This is a genomic window from Micromonospora sp. NPDC048905 (assembly GCF_040649655.1).
Lineage (GTDB): Bacteria > Actinomycetota > Actinomycetes > Mycobacteriales > Micromonosporaceae > Micromonospora.
This window is the reverse complement of record NZ_JBEZFV010000003.1, coordinates 143,223-168,178: the sequence shown is the minus strand read 5'-3', so window position 1 is coordinate 168,178 and position 24,956 is coordinate 143,223. Positions and strand designations below refer to the sequence as shown.

General features: G+C 71.8%; 23 protein-coding genes. 5 read left to right on the top strand and 18 right to left on the bottom strand.

What is annotated here, in order from left to right; all coding sequences use genetic code 11:
• Positions 1-123 precede the first annotated feature (123 nt).
• The 3 genes from AB0C01_RS08940 to lysS all read right to left on the bottom strand — a co-directional run bounded on the left by AB0C01_RS08940 (position 124) and on the right by lysS (position 5,159).
• The gene (locus AB0C01_RS08940) at positions 124-2,667 is read right to left on the bottom strand and encodes an ATP-dependent Clp protease ATP-binding subunit (RefSeq protein ID WP_357252797.1); all 2,544 of its coding nucleotides are present in this window, start codon (positions 2,665-2,667) and stop codon (positions 124-126) included.
• A gap of 526 nt (positions 2,668-3,193) precedes the next feature.
• Complete coding sequence (locus AB0C01_RS08935) at positions 3,194-3,538, bottom strand: Lsr2 family protein (RefSeq protein WP_110563841.1); 345 nt, start codon at positions 3,536-3,538, stop codon at positions 3,194-3,196.
• Positions 3,539-3,650: 112 nt separating this feature from the next.
• Complete coding sequence (lysS, locus tag AB0C01_RS08930) at positions 3,651-5,159, bottom strand: lysine--tRNA ligase (protein ID WP_357570792.1); 1,509 nt, start codon at positions 5,157-5,159, stop codon at positions 3,651-3,653.
• A gap of 88 nt (positions 5,160-5,247) precedes the next feature.
• Between lysS and AB0C01_RS08925 the strand changes: the two genes are divergently transcribed.
• Positions 5,248-5,988, top strand: a complete 741-nt coding sequence (locus AB0C01_RS08925; protein ID WP_357570791.1) for a class I SAM-dependent methyltransferase — start codon at positions 5,248-5,250, stop codon at positions 5,986-5,988.
• A 15-nt stretch (positions 5,989-6,003) separates the two neighbouring features.
• Here the strand turns inward: AB0C01_RS08925 and AB0C01_RS08920 are convergent, their stop codons facing one another.
• From AB0C01_RS08920 to AB0C01_RS08885, 8 genes are all read right to left on the bottom strand, one after another.
• Positions 6,004-6,762 (bottom strand): type III pantothenate kinase, encoded by a 759-nt coding sequence (locus AB0C01_RS08920; RefSeq protein WP_357067967.1) that lies wholly within the window; start codon positions 6,760-6,762, stop codon positions 6,004-6,006.
• 17 nt (positions 6,763-6,779) lie between these two features.
• Positions 6,780-7,676, bottom strand: coding sequence for a carboxylating nicotinate-nucleotide diphosphorylase (gene nadC / locus AB0C01_RS08915; protein WP_357570790.1), 897 nt, complete (start codon positions 7,674-7,676; stop codon positions 6,780-6,782).
• Positions 7,673-9,370, bottom strand: a complete 1,698-nt coding sequence (locus AB0C01_RS08910; protein WP_357570789.1) for an L-aspartate oxidase — start codon at positions 9,368-9,370, stop codon at positions 7,673-7,675. Before AB0C01_RS08910 ends, nadC begins: the two co-directional genes overlap by 4 nt.
• A gap of 99 nt (positions 9,371-9,469) precedes the next feature.
• Entirely contained in the window at positions 9,470-10,366 is an 897-nt protein-coding gene (locus tag AB0C01_RS08905; RefSeq protein ID WP_357570788.1) for a septum formation family protein, read from the bottom strand.
• A 96-nt stretch (positions 10,367-10,462) separates the two neighbouring features.
• Positions 10,463-10,891, bottom strand: coding sequence for an aspartate 1-decarboxylase (panD, locus tag AB0C01_RS08900; RefSeq protein WP_357570787.1), 429 nt, complete (start codon positions 10,889-10,891; stop codon positions 10,463-10,465).
• A 43-nt stretch (positions 10,892-10,934) separates the two neighbouring features.
• Positions 10,935-11,783: a pantoate--beta-alanine ligase gene (gene panC / locus AB0C01_RS08895; RefSeq protein WP_357252818.1), complete on the bottom strand. Its 849-nt coding sequence runs from the start codon at positions 11,781-11,783 to the stop codon at positions 10,935-10,937.
• 55 nt (positions 11,784-11,838) lie between these two features.
• Entirely contained in the window at positions 11,839-12,810 is a 972-nt protein-coding gene (locus tag AB0C01_RS08890) for a Rossmann-like and DUF2520 domain-containing protein (RefSeq protein ID WP_357570786.1), read from the bottom strand.
• A gap of 112 nt (positions 12,811-12,922) precedes the next feature.
• Positions 12,923-13,495 carry a TetR family transcriptional regulator gene (locus AB0C01_RS08885; protein WP_357570785.1) on the bottom strand — a complete coding sequence of 191 codons (573 nt, stop codon included), beginning with the start codon at positions 13,493-13,495 and terminating at the stop codon, positions 12,923-12,925.
• Positions 13,496-13,614: 119 nt separating this feature from the next.
• On the opposite strand from AB0C01_RS08885, the gene AB0C01_RS08880 reads away from it, so the two are divergent.
• The 3 genes from AB0C01_RS08880 to AB0C01_RS08870 all read left to right on the top strand — a co-directional run bounded on the left by AB0C01_RS08880 (position 13,615) and on the right by AB0C01_RS08870 (position 17,002).
• Positions 13,615-14,526: an SDR family oxidoreductase gene (locus tag AB0C01_RS08880; RefSeq protein WP_357570784.1), complete on the top strand. Its 912-nt coding sequence runs from the start codon at positions 13,615-13,617 to the stop codon at positions 14,524-14,526.
• A gap of 65 nt (positions 14,527-14,591) precedes the next feature.
• Positions 14,592-15,818 (top strand): SAM-dependent methyltransferase, encoded by a 1,227-nt coding sequence (locus tag AB0C01_RS08875; protein ID WP_357570783.1) that lies wholly within the window; start codon positions 14,592-14,594, stop codon positions 15,816-15,818.
• On the top strand, positions 15,815-17,002 hold the full coding sequence (locus AB0C01_RS08870; protein ID WP_357252834.1) for an NADH-quinone oxidoreductase subunit D: 1,188 nt from the start codon (positions 15,815-15,817) through the stop codon (positions 17,000-17,002). The genes AB0C01_RS08875 and AB0C01_RS08870 overlap by 4 nt, the downstream gene beginning before the upstream one ends.
• Before the next feature lie 18 nt (positions 17,003-17,020).
• Here AB0C01_RS08870 and AB0C01_RS08865 read toward each other — a convergent pair whose 3' ends face one another.
• The 4 genes from AB0C01_RS08865 to AB0C01_RS08850 all read right to left on the bottom strand — a co-directional run bounded on the left by AB0C01_RS08865 (position 17,021) and on the right by AB0C01_RS08850 (position 21,666).
• Positions 17,021-18,928 carry a hypothetical protein gene (locus tag AB0C01_RS08865; protein ID WP_357570782.1) on the bottom strand — a complete coding sequence of 636 codons (1,908 nt, stop codon included), beginning with the start codon at positions 18,926-18,928 and terminating at the stop codon, positions 17,021-17,023.
• Positions 18,929-19,036: 108 nt separating this feature from the next.
• Positions 19,037-20,041: a glycine betaine ABC transporter substrate-binding protein gene (locus AB0C01_RS08860; protein WP_357252840.1), complete on the bottom strand. Its 1,005-nt coding sequence runs from the start codon at positions 20,039-20,041 to the stop codon at positions 19,037-19,039.
• Between the two features lie 201 nt (positions 20,042-20,242).
• Positions 20,243-20,983 carry an ABC transporter permease gene (locus tag AB0C01_RS08855; RefSeq protein WP_357252843.1) on the bottom strand — a complete coding sequence of 247 codons (741 nt, stop codon included), beginning with the start codon at positions 20,981-20,983 and terminating at the stop codon, positions 20,243-20,245.
• Complete coding sequence (locus AB0C01_RS08850) at positions 20,980-21,666, bottom strand: ABC transporter permease (protein ID WP_357252846.1); 687 nt, start codon at positions 21,664-21,666, stop codon at positions 20,980-20,982. Before AB0C01_RS08850 ends, AB0C01_RS08855 begins: the two co-directional genes overlap by 4 nt.
• Before the next feature lie 2 nt (positions 21,667-21,668).
• Between AB0C01_RS08850 and AB0C01_RS08845 the strand changes: the two genes are divergently transcribed.
• Positions 21,669-22,673, top strand: a complete 1,005-nt coding sequence (locus AB0C01_RS08845) for an ATP-binding cassette domain-containing protein (RefSeq protein ID WP_357252848.1) — start codon at positions 21,669-21,671, stop codon at positions 22,671-22,673.
• A 117-nt stretch (positions 22,674-22,790) separates the two neighbouring features.
• Here the strand turns inward: AB0C01_RS08845 and AB0C01_RS08840 are convergent, their stop codons facing one another.
• The 3 genes from AB0C01_RS08840 to AB0C01_RS08830 are packed head-to-tail and all read right to left on the bottom strand — an operon-like array spanning position 22,791 to position 24,942.
• The gene (locus AB0C01_RS08840; protein ID WP_357252851.1) at positions 22,791-23,294 is read right to left on the bottom strand and encodes a hypothetical protein; all 504 of its coding nucleotides are present in this window, start codon (positions 23,292-23,294) and stop codon (positions 22,791-22,793) included.
• Between the two features lie 53 nt (positions 23,295-23,347).
• On the bottom strand, positions 23,348-23,656 hold the full coding sequence (locus tag AB0C01_RS08835) for a hypothetical protein (protein WP_357252855.1): 309 nt from the start codon (positions 23,654-23,656) through the stop codon (positions 23,348-23,350).
• A 53-nt stretch (positions 23,657-23,709) separates the two neighbouring features.
• Positions 23,710-24,942: an ABC transporter permease gene (locus AB0C01_RS08830; RefSeq protein ID WP_357570781.1), complete on the bottom strand. Its 1,233-nt coding sequence runs from the start codon at positions 24,940-24,942 to the stop codon at positions 23,710-23,712.
• Between the last annotated feature and the right edge of the window lie 14 nt (positions 24,943-24,956).

Sequence of the window (24,956 nt, the reverse complement as noted above, 5' to 3'; positions counted from 1 at the left end):
CACAGGCGCGGGCGCTGGCGCGGCACCGGCGGTGCGGTGTGGGTGACCTTCGGGGTAGCGCAACGAGGGGCGGGGCCCCGATGGCTCACGCCACCGAGACCCCGCCCCGTACTGCTGGTTGTGCTACTCGTCCGTGGCCGCTGCGGCGGTGCCAGCGGCAGTGCCACCGAGGTCGGCCGGCACGGCGTCCGGAACTTCGACCGGCTTGTCCGCGCCCCGGAAGACGAGCTTGGACTTGTCGATGTCGTTCGGGTCGCCCTCGCAGTCCACCACGACGATCTGACCCGGGGTCAGCTCGTTGAACAGGATCCGCTCGGAGAGGTTGTCCTCGATGTCGCGCTGGATCGTGCGACGAAGCGGACGGGCACCGAGCACCGGGTCGAAGCCCTTCGCCGCCAGGTACTTCTTGGCGTTGTCGGTCAGCTCCAGACCCATGTCCTTGTTGCGCAGCTGGCCCTCGATCCGCTGGATCATGATGTCCACGATCGAGAGGATCTCGGTCTGACGCAGCTGGTGGAAGACGATGGTGTCGTCGATCCGGTTGAGGAACTCAGGCCGGAAGTGCTGCTTGAGCTCGTCGTTGACCTTCTGCTTCATCCGGTCGTAGTTGGACTCGGAGTCCTCCGACGCCTGGAAGCCCAGCGACACCGCCTTGGCGACGTCACGGGTGCCCAGGTTGGTGGTCAGGATGATGACCGTGTTCTTGAAGTCCACGATCCGACCCTGACCGTCGGTGAGCCGACCGTCCTCGAGGATCTGGAGAAGCGTGTTGAACACGTCCGGGTGGGCCTTCTCGATCTCGTCGAAGAGGACCACCGAGAACGGCCGACGCCGCACCTTCTCGGTCAGCTGCCCGCCCTCGTCGTAACCGACGTAGCCGGGAGGGGCACCCACGAGCCGGGAGACCGTGTAACGGTCGTGGAACTCGGACATGTCCAGCTGGATGAGGGCATCCTCGCTGCCGAAGAGGAACTCGGCGAGCGCCTTGGACAGCTCGGTCTTACCGACACCGGACGGGCCGGCGAAGATGAACGAGCCCGACGGGCGCTTCGGGTCCTTCAGGCCGGCCCGGGTACGCCGGATCGCCTTCGAGACCGCCTTGACCGCATCCTCCTGGCCGATGACGCGCTTGTGCAGCTCGTCCTCCATGCGCAGCAGGCGAGAGGTCTCCTCCTCGGTCAGCTTGTAGACCGGGATGCCGGTCCAGTTGCCGAGCACCTCGGCGATCTGCTCGTCGTCAACCTCGCTGACGACGTCCAGGTCACCGGCCTTCCACTCCTTCTCCCGCTGGGCCTTCTGGCCGAGCAGCTGCTTCTCCTTGTCGCGCAGCTGGGCGGCACGCTCGAAGTCCTGCGCGTCGATCGCGGACTCCTTGTCGCGACGCACCTGGGCGATGCGCTCGTCGAAGTCACGCAGGTCTGGCGGCGCGGTCATCCGACGGATCCGCATCCGGGCGCCGGCCTCGTCGATCAGGTCGATCGCCTTGTCCGGCAGGAAGCGGTCGGAGATGTACCGGTCGGCCAGCGTCGCGGCGGCCACCAGGGCGGCATCGGTGATCGAGACCCGGTGGTGCGCCTCGTACCGGTCGCGCAGGCCCTTGAGGATCTCGATGGTGTGCGCCAGCGACGGCTCACCCACCTGGATCGGCTGGAACCGGCGCTCGAGAGCGGCGTCCTTCTCCAGGTGCTTGCGGTATTCGTCGAGCGTGGTGGCGCCGATGGTCTGCAGCTCACCACGGGCCAGCATCGGCTTGAGGATGCTCGCGGCGTCGATCGCGCCCTCGGCGGCACCCGCACCCACCAGGGTGTGGATCTCGTCGATGAACAGGATGATGTCGCCGCGGGTGCGGATCTCCTTGAGCACCTTCTTGAGGCGCTCCTCGAAGTCACCGCGGTAACGGGAACCGGCGACGAGCGCACCCAGGTCGAGCGTGTAGAGCTGCTTGTCCTTGAGAGTCTCGGGCACCTCGCCCTTGATGATCTTCTGGGAAAGCCCCTCCACCACGGCGGTCTTACCGACGCCGGGCTCACCGATCAGGACCGGGTTGTTCTTGGTACGGCGGGAGAGCACCTGCATGACCCGCTCGATTTCCTTCTCGCGCCCGATGACCGGGTCGAGCTTGCCCTCGCGGGCGGCCTGGGTCAGGTTGCGGCCGAACTGGTCCAGCACCAGGCTGGTCGACGGCGCGGCCTCACCCGGCGCGGCGCCCGCCGCGGCAGGCTCCTTGCCCTGGTAGCCGGAGAGCAGCTGGATCACCTGCTGGCGGACCCGGTTGAGGTCGGCGCCGAGCTTGACCAGCACCTGGGCGGCGACGCCCTCGCCCTCGCGGATCAGCCCGAGCAGGATGTGCTCGGTGCCGATGTAGTTGTGGCCGAGCTGCAGCGCCTCGCGCAGCGACAGCTCCAGCACCTTCTTGGCCCGCGGCGTGAACGGGATGTGCCCGCTCGGCGCCTGCTGGCCCTGGCCGATGATCTCCTCGACCTGCTGGCGGACGCCCTCCAGGGAGATGCCGAGGCTCTCCAGGGCCTTTGCCGCGACGCCTTCACCTTCGTGGATCAGGCCCAGCAGGATGTGTTCCGTACCGATGTAGTTGTGGTTGAGCATCCGGGCCTCTTCTTGGGCCAGGACGACAACCCGTCGCGCTCGGTCGGTGAACCGCTCGAACATGCCCTCGTGCTCCTCACGTGCCGTGCGCCTTGATGGTCAAGATCTTGGCGGGGCCGGTGCACGAACGTCCGGGACGGGCGTCCGTGCCTCCTTACTCTATCGTCGCTGACCGACTCAGCTGAGGTCGTGTGTCTCCGGTCTGGGTCGGTTGCACGTCGTTTTGGACAACCGTCCGCGCTCAGGAGGTGTTCCGGTAGTCCTGTCGCTACGCGCAGAGCGAAATCCGACTGGCACGACCGGAGCCCGATCCGGGCCTCGGAAGCGCTCCGGAAGCCCCCGGAGGGGGTAAACCGGGCTTGCGACGACCGCTGCACCCAACCCTGGGGAGGGTTGTCCACAGGCTGTGGATAGTTGCTCCACTGGTTGTGGACAACGTCGGTGGAGGCGGAATGCTTCCCGCACCGCGGACCCCCGCACCGCGGACCCCCTTACCGCGGACCCGGAGACGGCGACGCCGGCCCGGAGAACCACTCCGGCCCGGCGTCGGTGTCGCCTGCGGGGGCGACTGGCACCCACCGCTGGTGGATCAGCGCTTCGCGTGGTACTCGTCAACGATCTCCTGCGGGATACGACCCCGGTCCGAGATGTCCTTGCCGGCCTTCTTGGCCCACTCCCGGATCGCCTTGTTCTGTTCCCGATCGGCGGTCGCGCCGCCCCGACCGCGAGCAGCACGCCCACCGATCACCACGCCGCCCCGGCCGACCTTGGTGCCGGCGCCCACGTACGAGGCAAAAGCGTCGCGCAATTTAGCAGCGTTGGCACTCGACAGGTCGATCTCGTACTGAACGCCGTCGAGGGCGAACTTGACGGTCTCGTCCGCGTCCCCGCCGTCCAGGTCATCGACCAGCTTGTGAATGATCTGCTTGGCCACGTCCCACATTCCTTTCGAGCAGGGCACTCCTGCTAACGAGAGCACAATAACCCCCGCAGTACTTGCCACGTCAATAGGATGCCGTTACGGCGTGGGGTGAGCCGGGCGCGCCCTACTCGGGGCGGACCAACGGGAAGAGGATCGTTTCCCGAATTCCGAGGCCGGTCAGGGCCATCAACATCCGGTCGATTCCCATTCCCATACCGCCGGACGGTGGCATTCCGTACTCCATCGCCCGCAGAAAGTCCTCGTCGAGGCGCATCGCCTCGTCGTCGCCACGGGCCGCGAGCTGCGCCTGGGCCACCAGCCGCTCCCGCTGGACGACCGGGTCGACCAGCTCGGAGTATCCGGTGCCCAGCTCGAATCCGAGCACGTAGAGGTCCCACTTCTCGGCCAGCCCCGGCTCACTGCGGTGGCCCCGGGTGAGCGGGCTGGTCTCCTCCGGGTAGTCCCGCACGAAGGTGGGAGCCACCAGGCTGGGGACGACCAACTCCTCGAACAGTTCCTCGGCCAGCTTGCCCGGCCCCCACTTCGGGTCGACCGCCAATCCCACCTTGTCCGCGTACTCCACCAGGCGGGATCGGTCGGTGCGGACCGTGACCTCCTCGCCGAGCGCTTCGGAAAGCACGCCGAAGAGTGTCACCGACCGCCACTCGCCGCCCAGGTCGAACTCGCGTCCGTCGGCGTGGGTCACCACCATCGAACCGCTGACCGCGATCGCCGCCTGTTGCACAAGATTACGGGTCAGCTCGCCGATCGTGTCGTAGTCGCCGTACGCCTGGTACGTCTCCAGCATCGCGAACTCCGGCGAGTGCGAAGAGTCGACACCCTCATTACGGAAGTTGCGGTTGATCTCGAAGACGCGGTCGACGCCGCCAACCACAGCGCGCTTGAGAAACAGTTCCGGAGCGATTCGCAGATACAGATCGGTGCTCAACGCATTGCTGTGGGTCACGAACGGTCGGGCCGTCGCACCACCATGCAGCAGTTGCAGCATCGGCGTTTCCACCTCGATGAAGCCCTGCCCGTGCAGTGAATCGCGCAGACTGCGCACGGCGGCGGCTCGGGTACGGACCATGTCCCGTGCCTGCGGCCGGACGATCAGGTCGACGTAACGCTGCCGGACGCGGGCTTCCTCGGAGAGCGGCTTGTGCGCCACCGGCAACGGTCGCAGCGCCTTGGCGGTCATGTCCCACTGCTGCGCCAGCACCGACAACTCACCCCGACGACTGGTGATCACCTCACCGGTGACGCCGACCTGGTCGCCGAGGTCGACCAGGCGCTTCCACGCCTCCAACCGCTCCGGGCCGACCCGGTCCAGTGAGAGCATCGCCTGCAACTCGGTGCCGTCGCCGTCGCGCAGGGTCGCGAAGCACAGCTTCCCGGTGTTGCGTACGAAGATCACCCGGCCGGTGACCGCGACCTGGTCGCCGGTCGCGGTGTCGGTCGGCAGGTCGGCGTAGCGGCTCCGGATCTGCGCCAGGGTGGCCGTCCGGGCAAAGCCGACCGGGTAGGGCTCGATGCCCTCGGCGAGCATCCGGTCCCGCTTCTCCCGGCGGACCTTCATCTGCTCGGGAAGGTCGTCGGCGGGGTCCACTGGCACGGCGTTCTGCTCGCTCACGGCACGCTTCCTCAGGGAGTTTTCGGCGGGGTCAGCCCCTGAGCGTACTCATGCCGCCAGGGGGTCGTTACCGGATAACCTGCCCGTCATGGCGAATCACACTCAGGCCCTGTCGTTCGGTGCGGCGGCAGCGGAGTACGACCGGCTTCGACCCCGTTACCCGCAGGCCGCGGTCCGCTGGGCGCTGGAGGGACTGGGCGACGCCGCCCGGGTCGTCGACCTGGGCGCGGGCACCGGCATCCTCACCCGCGAGGTGCTCGCGCTCGGGCACGAGGTGACGCCGGTGGAACCCGATCCGGGCATGCGCGCCCAACTGGCGGTGGCCACCCCGGGCGTCGACTCCCTGGCTGGTGGAGCGGAGTCCGTTCCCCTGCCGGACGGGGCGGCGGACGCGGTGTTGGTCGGACAGGCCTACCACTGGTTCGACCGGGAGCGGGCACATGCGGAGATCGCCCGCGTGCTCCGGACCGACGGCACGTTCGCCCCGATCTGGAACATCCGGGACGATCGGGTCGAGTGGGTGGCCGAGCTGGGTCGAATCGCCCACATGGGCAGCAACGCCGACAACCTCATCGAGTCGGTGACCACGTTCGGCCCGGCGTTCGGCGACGTGGAGCTCGGTGAGTTCAGCCAGCGCACCGCCCTCACCGTGGACGAGGTCCTCGGCATGATGCGCACCCGCTCGTACTACCTCACCGCCGACCGGTCGAGCCAGGAGGCCGTCGAGCGGGAGTTGCGCGACCTCCTCGCCACCCATCCGGACCTGGCCGGACGGGACCGCGTGGAGCTGCCGTACCGGACGCTTGTCTTCCGAGCCCGCCGGCGCTGACGGTCCACTGCGGCGTCAGAGGTTGCGCTCGTAGACCATCCGGAGGCCGATCAGCGTGATCATCGGCTCGTGGTGGGTGATGGTGCGACACTCGTTGATCACCAGGGAGGCCAGCCCGCCGGTGGCGATCACGGCCTTCACCTCGCCCAGCTCCTCGGTCATCCGCTCCACGATGCGGTCCACCTGCCCGGCGAAGCCGAAGTACAGGCCGGCCTGGAGGCACTCCACGGTGTTCTTGCCGATCACCGAGCGGGGCTTGGTGGCCTCGACCTTGCGCAGCTGGGCCGCCCGGGCGGCCAGCGCGTCGAAGGAGATCTCGATGCCCGGGGCGAACGCCCCGCCGAGGAACTCGCCCCGACCGCTGATCACATCGAAGTTGGTGGTGGTACCGAAGTCCACCACGATCGACGGCCCGCCGTAGAGGGAGTACGCGGCCAGCGTGTTCACCACCCGGTCGGCGCCCACCTCCTTCGGATTGTCGATCGCCAACTGCACCCCGGTCCGCACGCCCGGCTCGACGATCACGCTCGGCAGGTCGGCGTAGTAGCGGCCGAGCATGGTGCGCAGCGAGCGCAGCGCGGCCGGCACGGTCGAGCAGGCGGCCACGCCGGTGATCTCGACGTTGTCCCCGGCGAGCAGCCCGCGGAACATGAGGCCCAACTCGTCCGCCGTCGAGCGGGCATCGGTCTTGATCCGCCAGGAGTGCACCAGCTTGTCGCCGTCGAAGGTCGCCAGCACGGTGTTGGTGTTTCCGATGTCGATGCAGAGCAGCACGCACGCAGCCTAGACAACTAGTCGGTGCGCAGGTCCAGCGCGATGTCCAGGATCGGCGACGAGTGGGTCAACGCGCCCACCGAGAGGAAGTCGACGCCGGTCGCCGCGTACCGGCCCGCCACCTCCAGGGTCAACCCGCCGGTCGCCTCCAACTCCGCCCGGTCGCCCACCGCGGCCACCGCCTCGGCCAGCACCTCGGGCGTCATGTTGTCGCAGAGCAGGAAATCCGCCCCGGCCTCCACCGCCTCGACCGCCTCGTCGACGGTGGTTACCTCGACCTGCACCGGCACCTCCGGGAACGCCTCCCGGACCCGCCGATAGGCCGCCGTGATACTTCCGGCCGCCACCTTGTGGTTGTCCTTGATCATGGCAACGTCGTAGAGGCCCATCCGCTTGTTGGTGCCCCCACCGGCCCGCACCGCGTACTTTTCCAGCGCCCGCAGGCCCGGCGTCGTCTTGCGGGTGTCCAGCACCATCGCCTTCGTACCGGCCAACGCGTCCGCCCAGGCACGGGTGTGGGTGGCCACCCCGGACATCCGGCAGAGCAGGTTCAGCGCCGTCCGCTCGGCCGTCAGCAGCAGCCGGGTCGGGCCGGTCACCGTCGCCAGCACCGCGCCGCGGGCCACCCGCTCACCGTCGTGGGCCAACACCGACACCTCGACGGTACGACCGAAGCCGGTCACCTCGCCCACCAGCTCGAACACGGCGGCGGCCACCGCCATCCCGGCCAGCACACCATCCGCGCGAGCCACCAGGTCGGCGGTGTCGGTCTGTTCCGCCGGAATTGTGGCCACGCTCGTGACGTCCAGGAAATCGGGACCCAGATCCTCGACCAGCGCGGTCTCGATCACCTGCCGCACCTGCGCCGGATCCAGCCCGCCCGCCCGCAACGCCGCCTCTGTCGACCCCGTCATGACGATGTCCCCTCCCACTGTTGGCCCACCCGGCCCTCCGCCCCGACCGACCCGACCAGGTGACCCAGCCACCGTTCGTCGGCCGTCGGGAAGTCCTCCCGCCAGTGGCAGCCCCGGGTCTCGCCACGCGCGTACGCGGCGGCCACCAGCGTCGACGCCACCGTGAGCAGGTTGGTCGCCTCCCAGTCGGCGGTCCGCGGCCGGCCCCGGGCAACGCCCAACTCCCGCAGCGTTCCGGCGGTCCCCGCCAGCGTCGCCGCGGATCGGAGCACCCCGGCGCCCCGGGTCATCGCCCGTTGCAGGGTCGGCGTCGCCGCCGCGGGCAGCACCCAGCCGTCGCCTCCGCGCCAGGCGCCGGTGTCGGCCGGCTGAACCTGCTCGGGCAGGCCCGCCGCGATGTCCTCGGCGATCCGTCGGGAGAAGACCAGACCCTCCAGCAGCGAATTGCTGGCCAGCCGGTTCGCGCCGTGCACACCCGTGCAGGCCACCTCGCCGCAGGCGTACAGGCCCGGGATGGAGGTGCGGCCGCGCAGGTCGGTGCGGACACCGCCGGAGGCGTAGTGGGCGGCCGGCGCCACCGGGATCAGGTCGGTCGCCGGGTCCACCCCGATCGCCAGGCAGGACGCCACGATGGTGGGGAACCTACCGGCCAGGAAGTCGCCGCCCAGGTGCCGTGCGTCGAGGAAGACGTGGTCATCGCCGGTGGCCAGCAACACCCGGTGGATGCCCTTGGCCACCACGTCCCGGGGTGCCAGCTCGGCCAACTCGTGCTGACCCACCATGAACCGCTTGCCGTCGGCGTCCACCAGGTACGCGCCCTCACCGCGCAGCGCCTCGGAGACCAGCGGCTGCTGCGCGTGCCCGGCACCGGGCACTCCCGCGCCGGGCGGGGTGATCAGGGCGGTCGGGTGGAACTGGACGAACTCCACGTCGGTCACCGCCGCGCCGGCCCGCATCGCGAGCGCGACCCCGTCGCCGGTGGAGACCGCCGGGTTGGTGGTGGCCGCGAAGATCTGCCCCATCCCGCCGGTGGCGAGCACCACCGCGCGGGCCAGCAGCGCGCCGACGCCGTCCTCGCTGCCCTCACCGAGCACGTGCAGGGTGATCCCGCAGGCCGGGCCGAGCCCGTCCGGGCCGTCGCCCGGCGCTCGCAGCAGATCCAGGACCAGGGCGTGTTCGACAAGTCGGATCCACGGGTCGCGCTGCACCGCCGCGTGCAGCGCCCGCTGCACCTCCGCGCCGGTGGCGTCACCGCCGGCGTGCACGATCCGGTCCGCCCGGTGGCCGCCCTCGCGGGTCAACATCAACGATCCGTCCGGATGGCGATCGAACTCGGCGCCGATGCGCATCAGCTCCCGCAGCCGGGCCGGACCCTCCTCGACCAGCACCCGTACCGCCGCCGGGTCGCAGAGCCCGACCCCGGCGATCTGGGTGTCACGGGCGTGCGCCGCGGGGGTGTCCGTCGGGTCGAGCACGGCGGCGATGCCGCCCTGTGCCCACCGCGTCGAGCCGTCGTCGATGTTGACCTTGGTGACCACCGTGACGTGCAGGCCCGCCTCCCGCAGGTGCAGCGCCGCGGTCAACCCGGCCACCCCGGAACCCACCACGATCACGTCGGTGGTCTCCACCCAGCCGGGCGCGGGCGCGGCCAGCAACGCGGGCAGGGCCGGCAGTTCGACGGTCGGAAGGTCCATCCCCCCAGTCAACCCGAACCATCCTCGCTCGGGGCGGCGGGGGCGGGACGAGTGTTTTGGGCTACCCCGTCCGGCGCCGCGCCGGCCGTCAGCCGGTGGTCACTTCGTCCGGACCGGAAGGCCGGCCGGGCCGGTGCCCTTCAGCGAGGCGGTCACCGTACGGTCGCTGAGCCACAGGTAGCAGCGGACGCCTCGGTCACCGACCCGCCAGCGCCCCGCACCCGGCGGACGGACCACCAACCCGCTGCGAAAGCGCAGGTCGACGTCGTCCGGCACACCCACGTACCGGCCGAGGACGCTGCGGCAGCCGGTGTACAGCGGCTCCCAGTCGGCGTCCCGGGTCGGGTACGCCATCTCCGGCGCGCGCCACACCCCGACGAACTCGGCGTCGTGCCGTTGCGCGCACTCCACCGGAATCAGCGTGCGCACCCCCGCACCGGCCGCGGTGCGGGTCTGCTGGCAACCGAGGCGCAGCCCGGCAGGCCCCTTCAACGCGTCCCGCAGGCTGCCCGACCGGACCACAACGGTGGCCGCGGCCTCGACCGTGGTCAGCTCGGTCAGGTCACACCGGAACCACCGGGAACCGGCCGCCCAGCCCGGCCCCGAGGGCAACGCCACCGACAACCGCAGCCGGCCGGCCCGCCAGTCGTCGCCCACGTACCCGGTCGCCCGGGTGTCGCACTCGGTGAAGGCGCCCCGCAACTCCGCCGAACCACCCGCCGGCGCACTCGCCCGCTCGACCGGAAACGCCCCCACATGCACCGTTTCCAGCCGGTGCGGGCCGGCGCAGTCCACCGGCTCGTAGGCGGCCAGGGTGACCACATCGGTGAAGTCGGCGGCCTGACAGACACCGGCGGCCGGGGTGAACGCCGTCGCCGGCGGCAGCGCCGCCCAGTCGTCGGTCAGGTCACCGTCCAGATCACCCGACCCGGCACACCCAGCGAGCAGCACCGCCGTCACGGCAGCGGCGAACACGGTCGTCCTGGCACTGCGCATAGCGGCCTCCCCCAGCCACCGACCGGCTTCCGCCAGCGCGCCAAGGGTAACCGGAAATGACCTTCCGGTAACAGACCGGAATCCCCTCGCGCGGGATCAGACTCCGGACACGGCCAACGGGCTGGGCACCGGGTGGCCAGCCGTGCCGGGCGCCGCCGCGGCCGGGTCGGCACCCAACTCGAGAACCCGGTTGTCGGCGTCCACGTGCACCACCCGTGGGCGGTACGAGCGGGCCTCGGCGTTGTCCATCTGGGCGTACGAGATCAGGATGACCAGGTCACCGGGGTGCACCAGGTGCGCGGCGGCACCGTTGATGCCGATCACGCCGCTGCCCCGCACGCCGGGAATCACGTACGTCTCCAGCCGTGCGCCGTTGGTGATGTCCACGATCGCCACCTGCTCTCCGGGGAGCAGGTCGGCGGCGTCGAGCAGGTCCTCGTCCACCGTCACCGAACCGACGTAGTGCAGGTCGGCCTGGGTCACCGTGGCCCGGTGGATCTTCGACTTGAGCATGGTCCGCAGCATCGGGGTGGCCTTTCACGAAGTGGTGGAGGGTGGTGCGGCCCGGTCAGGGGCGGGGGGCGAGGTGGATCGCCGCGTTGTCGATCAAGCGGGTCGCGCCCACCCAGGCGGCGATCACCAGCCGCGCCGGCCCGGTGACCGGCCCCGGCTCCAACTCGGGGTCGGTGAGCACCAGGTAGTCGAGGCGGGCACCCGGCGTACCGGCACCGAACGCGGCGTGCGCGGCGGTCAGCACCGCACCCGCGTCCAGGCCGTCCTCGGCGGCCCGCGCACCGGCCCGCAACCCGGCGGACAGGCTCAGCGCCGCGGCCCGCTCCGACTCGCTCAGGTAGCGGTTGCGGCTGGACAGCGCCAACCCGTCCGGCTCCCGGACGGTCGGCACGCCGACCACCTCGACCGGCACGTCCAGGTCCCGGGTCATCCGCCGGACCAGGGTGAGCTGCTGGTAGTCCTTCTCGCCGAAGAACGTCAGGTCGGGTCGGGTGAGCTGGAGCAGCTTCAGCACCACAGTGAGCACCCCGTGGAAGAACCCGGGGCGGCTCGCGCCCTCCAACTCCGCGCCGAGCGGACCCGGGTCGAGGCGGACTTGGGGCTGGCCGTCCGGGTACATGTCCGCCACCGACGGGGCGAAGACGAGGTCAGCGCCCGCCCGCCGGCACACCTCCAGATCGGCGTCCAGGGTCCGTGGGTAGCGGTCGAAGTCCTCGTTCGGCCCGAACTGCAACGGGTTCACGAAGATCGTCACCAGCACGTGGTCGGCCTGCTCCCGGGCCGCGCGCAGCAACGTCTCGTGCCCCGAGTGCAGGGCGCCCATCGTCATCACGACCCCGACCGTGCCCTTCAGAGCGGCCCGAGCCTCGGCCAGCTCCGCGCGCGAATGCACGAGCTGTGTCATAGTGCCCCCTCGGTTCGCGACTGCGGGGCTCGCAAGATCGGCTCACTCCTCGCGCTCACGCGGCCACCTCCCGGGCGGTGTCGGCGAGCACGCCGAGCAGCGACTGCGCGTCCACCGGCCGCAGTCGGCCGGCGGCGATCGCCCGGTCGGCGGTACGGCGGGCCAACGCGAGATAGGCGGGGACGGACTCCGGTGCGGTGGCGGCCAACCGGGCCAGGTGCCGCTGGACGGTGCCCGCGTCGCCCCGGGAGACCGGGCCGGTCAACGCGTCGTCACCGAGGCGCAGCGCATTTTCCAGGGCGGCTCGCAGCAGCGGGGCCAGCACCTTCTCCGGTCGGGCCACCCCGGCGTCGCGCAGCCGGTCGGTTGCCTCGTTCACCAGGGTCACCAGGTGGTTCGCGCCGTGAGCCAGCGCGGCGTGGTACAGCGGGCGGCCCGACTCGGCCACCCACTCGGGCACGCCACCCAGGTCGGCGACCAGCCGGGCGGCGAGGGGGCGCAGCTCCGCCGGGGCGGTCACCCCGTACGAGATGCCCTCCAGCCGGGCCAGGTCGTCCGGCGTGCCGGTGAAGGTCATCGCGGGGTGCAGAGCGAGTGGCCGGGCGCCGACCGCGGCGGCCGGCGACAGCACGGTCAGGCCGTGCGCGCCGGAGGTGTGCGCCACGATCTGACCCGGACGCAGCGCGCCCCGTTCGGCGAGGTCGGCCACCACACCGGCCAACGCGTCGTCCGGCACCGCGATCAGCAGCAGGTCGGCGGCGGCGTGGGCGACGGCGGCGGCCGGGCGGCGGGGCACCTCGGGCAGCAGCAGGGCGAGGCGGGCCTGGCTGGCCCCGGAGTCGCCGGTGACGGCGACCACGCGGTGCCCGGCGGCGACGAGTGCGGCGCCCAGGACGGCTCCGACCCGACCGGCGCCAACGACGCCGACGGTGAGCAGGCGGGAGGAGGGGGCGCCGATGACGGCGCGATCCCGCGATGCGGCGGACCCGTGCGGGGCTGCCGGACGCGGGCGCAACGGTGCGCTCATGACGACGATCCAGTCCACGAGGAGGGGTACCGGTCGATCGCAAGTATGCGCCCGGCCTGCCGAACCAGGACAAGCATGTGTGAAAACGTTCACCACTGACGGAAGGCCTCCGTCAACGCCGCCCTGGGGCGGACGTGACGGCACGCAGTTCGGTGGCCACCTCGGTGATCAGGTCGGCGAGCGAGGCGTCGCTGTCGGGCGCGACCCAGCGCGCGTACGCGACGCGGAAGACCGTGACACCGGACTCGGTGGCCAGGGTGGCCGTGCTCTCGTCGAGGCCCTTGGCGCGCAGGGCGACGGTGACCGCGGCCACCAGTGCGCCTGTCTTGCGCAGCTCGCGCTCCTGCAGCTCGGGGCTGCTCTGAATGATGGATTGACGCATCCGGACCCGTTCAAGGCGGTCGGCGAAGATTTCTTCCGCTGCCCGGCGGAAGGCGGCGACGACCGCCTCGAAGGGGGCAGCGTCCGTCTCGACCACCGCTTTGACCAGGATCTCCTCCAGCTGCCCGCTGCCGCTGAAGAGCGCCTCGCGCTTGTCGCCGAAGAGCCGGTAGAAGGTCCGCTTGTCGACGCCGGCTCGGGTGGCGATGTCGGCGACGGTGGCCTCCTCGAAGCCGCGCTCACGGAACAGCTCGAAGGCGGCCGCCTCCAGGCGGCCGCGCGCGTCCGGTTGCCAGCGGGCCATCCGGCCATGGTATCTGATGTCACACTGCGACATTCTTTCGTCTGAGCCATGTCATCTTGCGACATCACGAGATACGGTCATGTCGCAAGGTGACATCACCCTCCCACGAAGGAACTGCCATGCGCGTATTCGTCACAGGTGCCTCCGGCCATCTCGGCTCCGCGGTCGTACCGGCACTGCTCTCCGCCCGACACGACGTTGTCGGCCTGGCCCGCTCCGACACGTCCGCCGCCGCGATCGAGAAGCTCGGCGCCGAGGCGCGCCGCGGCGACCTCTCCGACCTCGACCTGCTCCGTGCGGAAGCGGCCGCCTCCGACGGGGTGATCCACCTGGCGTTCCGCCACGACCTGATGCTGACCGGCGACATGGCCGGCGCGGCCGAGGTCGACCTGGACGCGCTCAGGGCGCTCGCCGACGGTTTGGACGGCTCCGGCAAACCGCTGATCGGCACCAGCGGGACGGCCATGCTCGCGCTGGGCGGCGTCGTCGGCCGCCCCGGCACCGAACGCGACGCCTTCCCGAGCGGCGGCTACCGGATCGACGCGGAGAACTTCGTCGCCGGCCTCGCCTCCCGCGGTGTGCGCGGTGCCGTCGTCCGGCTCGCGCCCACCGTGCACAGCCCGCTCGACCAGTACGGCTTCATCACCGTTCTCATCGCTGCCGCACGCCGGAACGGGTACGCCGCACACGTCGGCGACGGCGCCAACCGGTGGCCGGCCGTGCACACGCTCGACGCGGCCGAGCTCTACCGGCTCGCCCTCGTCAAGGCCCCGGCCGGTACGCGCCTGCACGCAGCAGCCGACGAAGGTGTTCCCTTCCAGCAGATCGCCGCTGCCATCGGCCGAAACCTCGACATCCCGGTCCGGAGCATCAGCGCCGACGAGGCGAACGACTACTTCGGCTTCCTCGGGTCGTTCGCGCAGATGGACAACCCGACGTCATCCGCGATCACCCGCGAGCTACTGGGCTGGGTCCCCACCCACCCCGGCCTGATCGCCGACCTAGACGAGGGGCACTACTTCCAGGCCTGAACCACGGACGGCGGCCCGGACCGTAGGGTCGGCACGGTGACCCACGCTCAACTCGGAGTGAACTGATGTCGACCCTCTGGCGGGACGCCATGAGCCGGGCCCTCTACGGGCCGGGCGGCTTCTTCGTCACCGGCACCGGGCCGGCCGACCACTTCCGTACCAGCGTGCACGCCTCCCCAGCCTTCGCCACCGCCGTGCTGCGCCTGATCTCGGAGGTGGACACCGCACTCGACCATCCGCCACGGCTCGACGTGGTCGATGTCGGGGCTGGGCGTGGGGAGCTTCTGCACAGCCTGCTCAGGCTCGTCGCAGCGGAACCGGCCGTCGGGGTTGCGGTGGGGGTTTCCGCCCGTCCGCTGGGAGAGGAGCCGTCGTCCGGCACGGTCCGTCCGTCGCTCGCGGAGCGGGTGCGCTTCAGAGCAGTCGAGTACGCCGACCGCCCGAAGAACCTGCCCGAAGAGATCAACTGGACAGCCGAGATCCCGACCAAGATCACCGGAGTGCTACTGGCCACCGAGTGGCTGGACAACGTCCCCCTGGACGTGGCAGTGAACACCGAAGACGGCTGGCGGTACGTGCTGGTCGACCCCGAGAACGGCACCGAAACGGTTGGTGACCCACTCAGCCCCGCTGATCTTGACTGGTTGACGAGGTGGTGGCCCAGCCCCACGAGCCCGCCCAGCACGGACAGCGAACCGGATCGGGGGGTGACCTCAACGGGCGCGACAAGCGAGAGCGAGTCGGGTTTCGGGGCAGCCCGGCCGGCGCAGGGATCAAGCCTGACCGCCCGGAGCCGGCCGGGCTGCCCCGAAACCCCCCACAGCAACCACCCACGAGCCGAAATCGGCCGAAGCAGAGATGAGGCGTGGGCCAACGCGGTGCAGAAGATCGAGCGGGGAATAGCGGTCGCCGTCGACTACGGACACCTGCGGGACAGCAGGCCGGCGAACGGGACCCTGACGGGTTACCGGGCTGGACGGCAGGTGCCTCCGGTGCCGGACGGGGCGAGTGACGTCACCGCCCACGTCGCCATGGACTCGGTCGCCTCCGCCGGCGCGGCGGTCGCCCGGTGTGCGTACTCCCTGGTCTCGCAGCGGGAGGCGCTGCGGGCGCTCGGGGCGGACGGCGGCCGACCGCCGATCGGCCTGGCCGGCACCGACCCGGCGGGGTACGTGCGGGCGTTGGCCGCCGCGTCGGCGGTGGCCGAGCTGACCGACCCGGCCGGGCTCGGCGGGCACCTGTGGCTGCGCCAACCGGTCGGCATCCCGCTCGGCCCGGCCGTGGCACGATGACGGGCATGACCACCGACGCCGGGGACCTCCGTGAACTGACCGTCGGCACCGGGGCCGGCCTGATCGCCGGCACCGGTGATCAGCAGCTCGGCACCGACATGGTGCTGAACATCGGCCCGCAGCACCCCAGCACACACGGCGTGCTGCGACTCAAGCTGGTGCTCGACGGTGAGCGGGTGGTCTCCTGCGAACCGATCATCGGCTACATGCACCGGGGCGCGGAGAAGCTCTTCGAGGTACGCGACTACCGGCAGATCATCGTGCTGGCGAACAGGCACGACTGGCTCTCGGCGTTCTCCAACGAGCTGGGTGTGGTGCTCGCGGTGGAACGCCTGATGGGCATGGAGGTGCCGGAGCGGGCCACCTGGCTGCGGATGGCCCTCGCGGAGTTGAACCGGGTGCTCAACCACCTGATGTTCCTCGGTTCGTACCCGTTGGAGATCGGGGCGATCACGCCGATCTTCTACGCCTTCCGGGAACGGGAGACCATCCAGGCGGTGATGGAGGAGGTCTCCGGCGGCCGGATCCACTACATGTTCAACCGGGTGGGCGGCCTCAAGGAGGAGGTGCCGTACGGGTGGACCGGGCGGGCCCGCGCGGCGATCGGCGAGGTACGTCGGCGGCTGCCCGACCTGGACCACCTGATCCGGCGCAACGAGATCTTCCTGGCCCGCACCGTGGGCGTGGGCGTGCTCTCTGCCGCCGACGCCGCCGCGTTCGGGGCGTCCGGGCCGGTGGCCCGAGCCTCCGGGCTCGACCTGGACCTGCGCCGCGACGACCCGTACCTTGCCTACGACGAGCTGGACGTGCCGGTGGTCACCAAGACCGCCGGGGACTGCCACGCCCGCTTCGAGGTGCTGCTGGACCAGGTGTACGCGTCGCTGGACCTCGCCGAGCAGTGCCTGGACCGGGTGGACCAGTTGACCGGGCCGATCAACACCCGCCTGCCGAAGGTGCTCAAGGCACCGGAGGGGCACACGTACGCCTGGACGGAGAACCCGCTCGGCATCAACGGCTACTACCTGGTGTCGCGGGGTGAGAAGACGCCGTGGCGGTTGAAGTTGCGCACCGCCTCGTACGCGAACGTGCAGGCGCTGGCCACCCTGCTGCCCGGCTGCCTGGTACCGGACCTGATCGCGATCCTCGGCTCGATGTTCTTCGTGGTCGGCGACATCGACAAGTGAGCCGGGTCGCCTGAGCGTTCAGCGCCAGCGGTCGCCGGGTGGCGCGCCACCGGCACGCGGCGCGTCGTCCTGTGGCGGGTAGCCGTAGCGCTCGTCGACTCGCCGCCGGCCGGTCCGTTCCGGCGCGGGTTCGGCCTGGTGACCGCGCTGGCGCGGCGGGCGCCACTCGTCCGGCACGGGAACGCCGCCCACCGGCAGCGCCGGCCGGTCCGCCGGCTCGGCCCGGTGGTACGACTCGCGCTCCTCGCTCCGACGCGGCGCCCCGTAGCGGCGCGGCTCGTCCTGCTGACGCGGCTGCTCCGGGCGGCGCGGCTCGTCGTAGCGACGCGGCTGCTCCGGGTGGCGCGACTCCTCCGGGTGGCGCGGCTGCTCGGGGCGGCGCGGCTGCTCGTGCTGGCGGGGTTCCTCGTGGCGGACCTCGGCCCAGCGGTCGGCCACCCGGTACTCGGTGCCGGTGGCGTCGGCGCGCACCTCGGCCCGGCGTTCACCGACCCGAAGCTCGCGGCCGTTCTCGTCGTCGCGGACGGCGGCCCACCGGTCACCGGCCCGCAGCTGTGACCAGTACTCGCCCGTGTCGTCGGCCCGCAGCGGCGGCCCGGGCTCAGGTGCGGCCGCAGCCGCCCGATCACGCTGGTCCGACCAGCCGCGATCGTCCGGGTTGTCCCAGGAGTCCGAGGTCGGCCCCTCCGGCGCGTGGTGCGCCCTGGCGGCCGGGCCGGGCTCGTCGGGCTGGGCGTACCTGTCGCGCGGATCGGTCCACTCCGGCTCGTCGCGGTGACCCGCCCAGCCCGGCTCGTTGCCGTCGGGACCGTGTCGGTCGGCGCGTCGACCCGACGCCTCCCGCGCGCCACTCCACTCGGGCTCCCCACCGGTCGGGCGCTGCGGCCCCCACGCGCGGTCGTCGCCGGGGCGGGCACGGTCGTCGTCGGGGCGTCGGTCGTCGTCGGGGCGTCGGTCGTCGTCGTACCGGCCTCGGGGGCGCTCCGCCGCCTCGCCCCTCGGTCGGCCGCCCGCGCGGGCCTGCTCGTCCGCTCCACCGCCCCGGGTCCACGCCTGCGCCGGTGGGGTCCACCGGCCCGGGTACTCGCCGTCGTAGCGCCCGGCCGGCTCGGCCGGCCCGCCGTCCACCACCGTGTGCCTTGTGGTGACGTGCACGGTTTCGGTGTGCCGGACCACGCCGACCGGCCGGTGCGCCGGCTCGGGGCGGTCGTGCTCCCGGGGACGGGCCGACCCGTGCCCGGGGTCGGCTGGGCGCGCTGCGCCGTACGTCCTCGCGGCTGCCCGCGGCTCCGCGGCCTCCCGTGGGTAGGCGGGCTCGTCGTCGTCCGGGCGCCCGGGACGGCTCCACCGGGACGCGTCGTCCGCTCCGGACACCCGGGCCCGGCCCGGCGGTGCGTCACCCGGTGCCTGGACGCGGCTACGGGCCACCGCCGCGTTGTCCACCGGCGGCTCGACACTCGGCACCCGCGCCCGGCCGGGGCCTGGCGGCTCCGCGACGGGGGCGGCGGCAGCACCGACGGGGGCAGCGGCACCGACGGGGGCGGCGCCGGCGAGAGCGGCACCGCTGGCGTCCAGCCGGCGACGGATCGTGGCGATCCCCTCCTGCGCCCGGTGCGCCTGGTCGAGCGCCTGGCTACCGCGCTGCGTGGCGGCGGCGATCTCGGTCCGCAGCTCCCGGCGAAGCTCCTCGATCTCATCCAGCAGTTCGTCGGCTCGCGCGCCCTCACCGTCGGGTCGCAGCGCGATGGAGAGGCCGATCAGCACCACCGCGACGATGGCGAGCACGGCGGCGAAGCGCAGCGGGCCGTTACCGTCGGCGACCAGCAGGATCAGCGCCGCCACCGGCGCGAGAGCGACGCCCGCCCAGAAGAGCACGGTCAGCAGCGATGGTCGACGCCGGGCGTCGGAGGTGGCCGGGGCTGGCATGGATGTGCAGCCTACCGACGAGCCTCATCGGAGGGAACGGGGTCCCGGTACGCGCGGACGCCCCCGCCCGGTCAAGGCGGGGGCGTCCTCAGCACGCCCGGCGAGGGCTCAGCTGGTGGCGAACGCGCCGTCCGAGGAGAAGATCAGGCCCACGCTGATCGTGCCGTCCCGCAGACCGCTCTTGGTGAGCGGTCCACCCTGGTCCAGCGAGGAGAACGAGCCGACCTTCAGCCCGTACGTCTTCTCCAGACCCGGCTTGCAGAAGGCCCGCTGTTCGCACTCCGGCGGGCCACCCAGCACGGTCGCACTGCCGGAGCACTTGGCGGCGAACTCGGACAGGGTCCGCACGCCGTACTTGTCGGCGAACTCCTGGGTGACGGCGAAGGCGTTCTGGTCCTGGGCGGCGGCCGGGGTGCCGAAGGTGATGCCCACCTTGTCGCCCTCGGCCTTGAGCGCGGTCACCGTGGTGTTGATGTCGGGCGAGGAGATCGGCGGCGGAGTGCCGCCCTTGGCCTTGGTGTTGAGGAACTCGGCCATGGTCGCCGCGTACTCCGGGACGACCTGGATCTCACCCTTTTCCAGTGCCGGCTCGTACAGCTCGCGGTTGCCGATCTGCTGCACCTTGACCTGGTAGCCGGCGGCCGTGAGCGCGATCCGGTACAGCTCACCCAGGATCTGACTCTCGGCGAAGTTGGCGGCCCCCACCACGATGTCGCCGCCCGGCCCCTTGGCGATGCCTGCGGTGACGTTGTTGGCGCTGGCGAACTCCTCGGCCGCCACCTTGGCGGTCTTGCGGTCCTCGTTGACCGCCTTGTTGAGCTGGACCAGCTTCGGGGTGTCGAGTACGGCGGAGACCTTGTCCAGTGCGGCGATCAGCTGCGGGTTGGCCGCCTTGCTGTTGACCGCCGGGATGACGTTGTCGGAGTTCTGGAGCTTCTTGTCATCCTGCAGAGCGATGAGCTGCTTGCCGGCGACCGGAGCGCATCCGGCGCCGGAGGCGCTCGACTGGGGTGCGTCCGTGCCGGACGAGCCGGCGTCACCGCAGCCGGTGAGAAGAGCTGCCCCGGCGACGGCGCCGATCGCGCCGATCGCCAGACGTGTACGTGCGCGCATGTGCCCGCCTTCCGTGTCCCGGCGCGGCCCGTCCCGGGCCGGCCGCGTGTCCGACGGGCGATCCTGACTGTCGGTCGCCCGCGAATGTCCACCCAACATGCTCCGCAACCGACCGACAACCTGGGATGGACTTCGTCACCTCATCGTCACCGATCCGACCAGCTTCGGTGGCCGACCTGACGCGGGGCTCACCCGGACGGGTCAGGCGCGCCCGGTGGCGTCCGCGGCTCGGGGCCGACCCAGTCGCTGTCGTCCGCGGCGCAGCGGACGGGGGGTTACCAGGCGTTCGACACCGCCGAGGACCACCTCGGCCAGCAGCGCGAGCCCGGCCACCAGCACACCACCGGCGACGATCTGGCCGCCGCCGGCGGCGATACCGATGCCGAAGCCGGTCCGGATGATCTGGCCCAGGCCGCCGCCGTTGACGAATGACGCAAGCGCGGCGGTCGCGATCACCTGGACCGCGGCGGTCCGGAAGCCGGCGGCCAGGTAGGGCACCGCGAGCGGCAACTCGACGCGGCGCAGCAACTGCCCGCCGGACAGGCCCATCCCCCGGGCCGCGTCGCGGGCCTCCGCATCCACCTGCCGGACCCCGGTGTACGCGTTGGCCAGCAGCGGCGGCACGGCGAAGACGGCGAGCGCCACCACGACCGGCGTCCGCCCGAAGCCGCTGGCGAAGGCCACCGGCAGGATGGTGAGCAGCGCCAGGGTGGGGATGGCCAGGGTGGCGTTGGACACCAGCACCACCAGGCCACCGCCCCGGCCGAGGTGCCCCAGCCAGAGCCCCAGCGGCCAGGCCACCAGGCAGCCGAGGGCCACCGCCAGGGCCGAGATCGTCAGGTGCTCACCGAGCCGGTCCAGCATCCCGCCGGGGTTGGTCCAGTTGAGTGGGTCGTTGATCCAGGTGATCGCCTGGCCGATCGGGTTTGCCGCGACGGTCACCGTGCCCTCCGGGCGGACCAGGGGGTCACCAGCCGGGCGACCAGGACGAGCAGGAGGTCGAGCACGAGCGCGAGGGCCACGCAGAGCAGCGCGGCGGTCATGATCTCGGCCTTGTAGAGGTTGTTCTGGAAGCCCGCGAAGATCAACTGACCGAGGCCGCCATGCCCGACGAGTACGCCGACTGTGACCAACGCCACCGTCGAGACGGTAGCCAGCCTTACCCCGGTCACGATGCCCGGGAGCGCCAGCGGCAGGTCGATCCGGAACAGTCGGCCCCAGCGGCCGTACCCCATCCCCTCGGCGGCCTCACCGACCTCCGGGGGCACCTGGTTGAGGCCGGCCACCACGTTGCGCACGATCAGCAGCAGCGCGTAGAGCACCAGCCCGACCAGTACGGTGGTGGTCCCGGTGCCCAGGTAGGGCGCGACGAACGCGAAGAGCGCCAATGACGGGATGGTGTAGACGATCCCACTGACGGCCAGGATCGGACCGGCGAGCGGCCGGAACCAGTACGCCAACACGGACAACGGCAGCGCGATCAACACCGCGAGCAGCACCGCCCGCCCGGTGAGGGAGGCGTGTTCGCGCACGGCGGCGAGGATCGTGTCAGAGTTGTCCCGCACGTACTGCCAGGAGAACCAGGGGTTACCCGGGTCGGCCCGGTAGCTCAGGCGGAAGGACATACGTGGACGTTACCCCGAAGGCTGCCGACGCGGCCCGATCCCCTCGCGCGGCGTCGATCTCCCTACAGGGCATCCAGAAGCGCTACCCGAACGGCACCGAGGCCGTCCGGGAGCTCAGCCTGGACGTCCGGGCCGGCGAGCTGGTGGTGCTGATCGGCCCGTCCGGCTGCGGCAAGTCGACGGTACTGCGCATGATCAACCGCCTGATCGAGCCGACCGCCGGCCGGATCACGCTCGGCGACGAGGACGTCACCGACGTCGACCCGGTCCGGCTGCGCCGCCGCATCGGTTACGTGATCCAGAACGTCGGCCTCTTTCCACACCAGACGGTCCGCGCCAACGTGGCCACCGTGCCGGGCCTGCTCCGGTGGCCCAAGCGCCAGACCCGGGACCGGGTCGACGAGTTGCTCGACCTGGTCGGCCTGGACCCGGCCCAGTTCGGTGGCCGCTACCCGCACGAGCTCTCCGGTGGCCAGCGGCAACGGGTCGGGGTGGCCCGCGCGCTCGCCGCCGACCCGGTGGTGCTGCTGATGGACGAACCGTTCTCGGCCGTCGACCCGATCGTCCGTACCCGCCTGCAGGAGGAGTTCCTGCGCCTTCAGGCCGAGGTCCGCAAGACGACGGTCCTCGTCACCCACGACCTCGACGAGGCGGTCCGGCTCGGCGACCGGATCGCGGTGCTCTCCGAGGGCGGGCACCTGGAGCAGTACGACACACCGGCCGCCCTGCTCGGCGCACCCGCCACGCCGTTCGTCCGCGAGTTCGTCGGAGCCGACCGGGGCATCCGCCGGCTGGCGGTGACCCCGCTCGACCGGGAGTCGCTGGAGCCCGTACCCGGTGACGCCGCCGCGGACCTGCCCACGGTGGCACTGGACGGCACCGCCTACGACGCGCTGGCGGTGCTGCTCACCTCGGGACGGGACCAGCTCGTGGTGACCGACGCCGGCCGCCCGGTGGGTGCGCTCAGCCGACACCGCCTGCTCGACCTGGGCCGACCGGCGAAGTGACCGGACGGCGACCGGGCTGCCGCCGTCGGCGGCCCGGTCCCGGCCGCCCCAAACGACCGCGTCGGGCCAGGTCAGGCGCGACCGCGGGGCCAGGTCAGGCGCGACCGCGGGGCCAGGTCAGGCGCGACCGCCGAGGCTGGCGGTGCCGATGATCCATCCGGTGAGGAAGCCGTAGCCGGCGCCGGTGCTGGCGTCCTGTAGGGCACCCAGCAGCGACGGATCCGGGCTGAGCAGGGCCGCCAGCACGGCGGCGAGCCCACCGGCGAGCACGTAGGCGGCCCAGCCGGACAGGAACTGGCTGACCGAGCCGGGCACCCGGGCCACCTGAGCGGCGGGCAACAGGTAGAGCAGGGCGACCGCGAGGACCACCAGCAGCACGGCCCGCAGGTCGGCGGCGAACAGGCCCCCGGCCTGACCGTCCGCGTCGAGCCGCCAGGCCGGCCACGCGAGCAGGCGCAGATAGAAGGCGCCGGCCGACTCCGGGTCGGTCTGGGTTGCGGCCCAACGGGTGTACGCCGGACTGCCACAGATCCCGACCAGCAACAACACGGCAAGCGCGCCGGTGCCGGCGGCCGTGCCGTAGCGGCTGACCGGACCGGAGCGGTGGAAGATCGACGCCATCCGCCCAGGTCCCGAACCGGTCGTTCGAGCGGACCTGGGCTGCCCCGAGCGGTTCAGTGCTTCATCAGGTAGTCGATGAACGCGGCCCGCAGCAGCGGCGCGGACTCCTCGTAACCGTGACCGGTCAGCTCCCGCCACAGCGCGTTGGCCTCGTCGATGGTCGGGCCGATCGAGTTCGGTGCACCGTCCAGCACCGTGGCCTCGTCCGCGTTCGGCAGGCGCCGCAGCACCGACCAGTAGAACTTGACGTCGCGACGCTCCCGGGCCAGGGCGAACGCCCGCTCCCGCAACTCCTCGGTGGACAGCGCGTCAAGCTCGGCGAACGAGGTTCCGCCGGGGGTGGCGGCAGGTGTGTCGGTCATGTCGCCGAGCCTAACGGTCGAGATCAGCTCCGGCTCGGCGGACGCCACAGTGATCACCGCTCGTCGGCGTCCCACCGAGGCGGGCTGTCCTCCCAGCGCGGATCCCGCCACGGGTCGACCGGTTGCGGCGCGGCCGGCGTCGGCAGCGTCGGCGGCCAGTTGTCCACCGACTGTGACTGCGGCATGGTCCAACCGGTGCTGATCGTGCCGTCGGTGGCCGGTTCGGGTGGTTCGGTGTTGCCCGGTCGGGGCCGACCGAACGTCTCGACCAGCCGGGTGACCAGCAACCCGACGCCGAGAGCGGCGCCACCCACCGCCCAGGTGCTCAGCGTCCAACCACGCTCCGGCGCGTACGCCTGGAAGACGGTGACCAGGCTGACCGCCAGCACGGTGCCGAACACACCGCCGCGCCGCCCGTACGCGCTGGTGCCGGCGAGCAGGGCCACCCCGATCGCCAGGACCGTCCAGTCCAGCCCCGAGGTGGGTGCGACCGACCTGGGCTCCGCGACCGGCCCGGAATGGTTGGCGGCGACCAGGACACCGGCGAGGGCGGCCAGCACGGTGGAGCAGACCAGCGCGACCGCGGTGACCACGGCAGCCACCGCGCCCCGCCGTCGAGCCGGGTCGGCGATCGGCCGGTACCTGCCGACCAGCCGGCGGATCGCCCGGATCGCGCCGAACAACCCGCCGAGGGCGGCCACCGCCGCGAAGCCGGCGAACAGGTATCCGGCGCTGCGCCCCGGGTCGTAGTCGCCCTGCACCAGCACGGGCGCGGAACGGCGTTCGATGAACACCACCACCCCGGCGGCGCCGGCCAGGCTGGCAGCCCAGCCCGGCACGTGCAGCACCACCACGGCCAGCGCCAGCGCGAGCCCGCCCAGCGCGGCGACCGCCACGGCCGGGCCGACCGACGCGGGCAGGCCCCGATCACCCTGCTCGGCGTAGTGCAGGGCGGTGGCGACCGCGACCGGCCCGATGGCCAGGTTCGGTGCCGCCGTCCGCAGGCTCAGCCCGGCGGCCAGGACGAGCAGCCCCAACCCGACGGCATCGACGAGCAGCGTGCGCAGGTTGTCGGCGCGCAGGGCGGTCTGGTCCTCCTGCCAGAGCAGCCAGCCCACCGCCGCCACCGCGGCCAGCAGCACAAGCTCCCAGCCCACCTGAACGCCGATCCGATCCCGGCCGGGCTCACCGTGGGTGGGGTCGTCGAAGACGTTCTCCAGAACGGCGGCCGGCACCCCGGACGAGGGCTCGGCCGAGCGGTCCCGGCCCGCTTCTTCGTAACCCATCACGCCGCCTCCCA

Excerpts from the sequence above, each read along its gene's own strand:
- AB0C01_RS08940 (WP_357252797.1), bottom strand. The coding sequence starts at position 2,667 with ATGTTCGAGCGGTTCACCGACCGAGCGCGACGGGTTGTCGTCCTGGCC.
- AB0C01_RS08925 (WP_357570791.1), top strand. The coding sequence starts at position 5,248 with ATGGCGAATCACACTCAGGCCCTGTCGTTCGGTGCGGCGGCAGCGGAG.
- nadC (WP_357570790.1), bottom strand. The coding sequence starts at position 7,676 with ATGACGGGGTCGACAGAGGCGGCGTTGCGGGCGGGCGGGCTGGATCCG.
- AB0C01_RS08910 (WP_357570789.1), bottom strand. The coding sequence starts at position 9,370 with ATGGACCTTCCGACCGTCGAACTGCCGGCCCTGCCCGCGTTGCTGGCC.
- AB0C01_RS08905 (WP_357570788.1), bottom strand. The coding sequence starts at position 10,366 with ATGCGCAGTGCCAGGACGACCGTGTTCGCCGCTGCCGTGACGGCGGTG.
- panD (WP_357570787.1), bottom strand. The coding sequence starts at position 10,891 with ATGCTGCGGACCATGCTCAAGTCGAAGATCCACCGGGCCACGGTGACC.
- panC (WP_357252818.1), bottom strand. The coding sequence starts at position 11,783 with ATGACACAGCTCGTGCATTCGCGCGCGGAGCTGGCCGAGGCTCGGGCC.
- AB0C01_RS08890 (WP_357570786.1), bottom strand. The coding sequence starts at position 12,810 with ATGAGCGCACCGTTGCGCCCGCGTCCGGCAGCCCCGCACGGGTCCGCC.
- AB0C01_RS08885 (WP_357570785.1), bottom strand. The coding sequence starts at position 13,495 with ATGGCCCGCTGGCAACCGGACGCGCGCGGCCGCCTGGAGGCGGCCGCC.
- AB0C01_RS08880 (WP_357570784.1), top strand. The coding sequence starts at position 13,615 with ATGCGCGTATTCGTCACAGGTGCCTCCGGCCATCTCGGCTCCGCGGTC.
- AB0C01_RS08875 (WP_357570783.1), top strand. The coding sequence starts at position 14,592 with ATGTCGACCCTCTGGCGGGACGCCATGAGCCGGGCCCTCTACGGGCCG.
- AB0C01_RS08870 (WP_357252834.1), top strand. The coding sequence starts at position 15,815 with ATGACGGGCATGACCACCGACGCCGGGGACCTCCGTGAACTGACCGTC.
- AB0C01_RS08865 (WP_357570782.1), bottom strand. The coding sequence starts at position 18,928 with ATGCCAGCCCCGGCCACCTCCGACGCCCGGCGTCGACCATCGCTGCTG.
- AB0C01_RS08860 (WP_357252840.1), bottom strand. The coding sequence starts at position 20,041 with ATGCGCGCACGTACACGTCTGGCGATCGGCGCGATCGGCGCCGTCGCC.
- AB0C01_RS08850 (WP_357252846.1), bottom strand. The coding sequence starts at position 21,666 with ATGTCCTTCCGCCTGAGCTACCGGGCCGACCCGGGTAACCCCTGGTTC.
- AB0C01_RS08840 (WP_357252851.1), bottom strand. The coding sequence starts at position 23,294 with ATGGCGTCGATCTTCCACCGCTCCGGTCCGGTCAGCCGCTACGGCACG.
- AB0C01_RS08835 (WP_357252855.1), bottom strand. The coding sequence starts at position 23,656 with ATGACCGACACACCTGCCGCCACCCCCGGCGGAACCTCGTTCGCCGAG.
- AB0C01_RS08830 (WP_357570781.1), bottom strand. The coding sequence starts at position 24,942 with ATGGGTTACGAAGAAGCGGGCCGGGACCGCTCGGCCGAGCCCTCGTCC.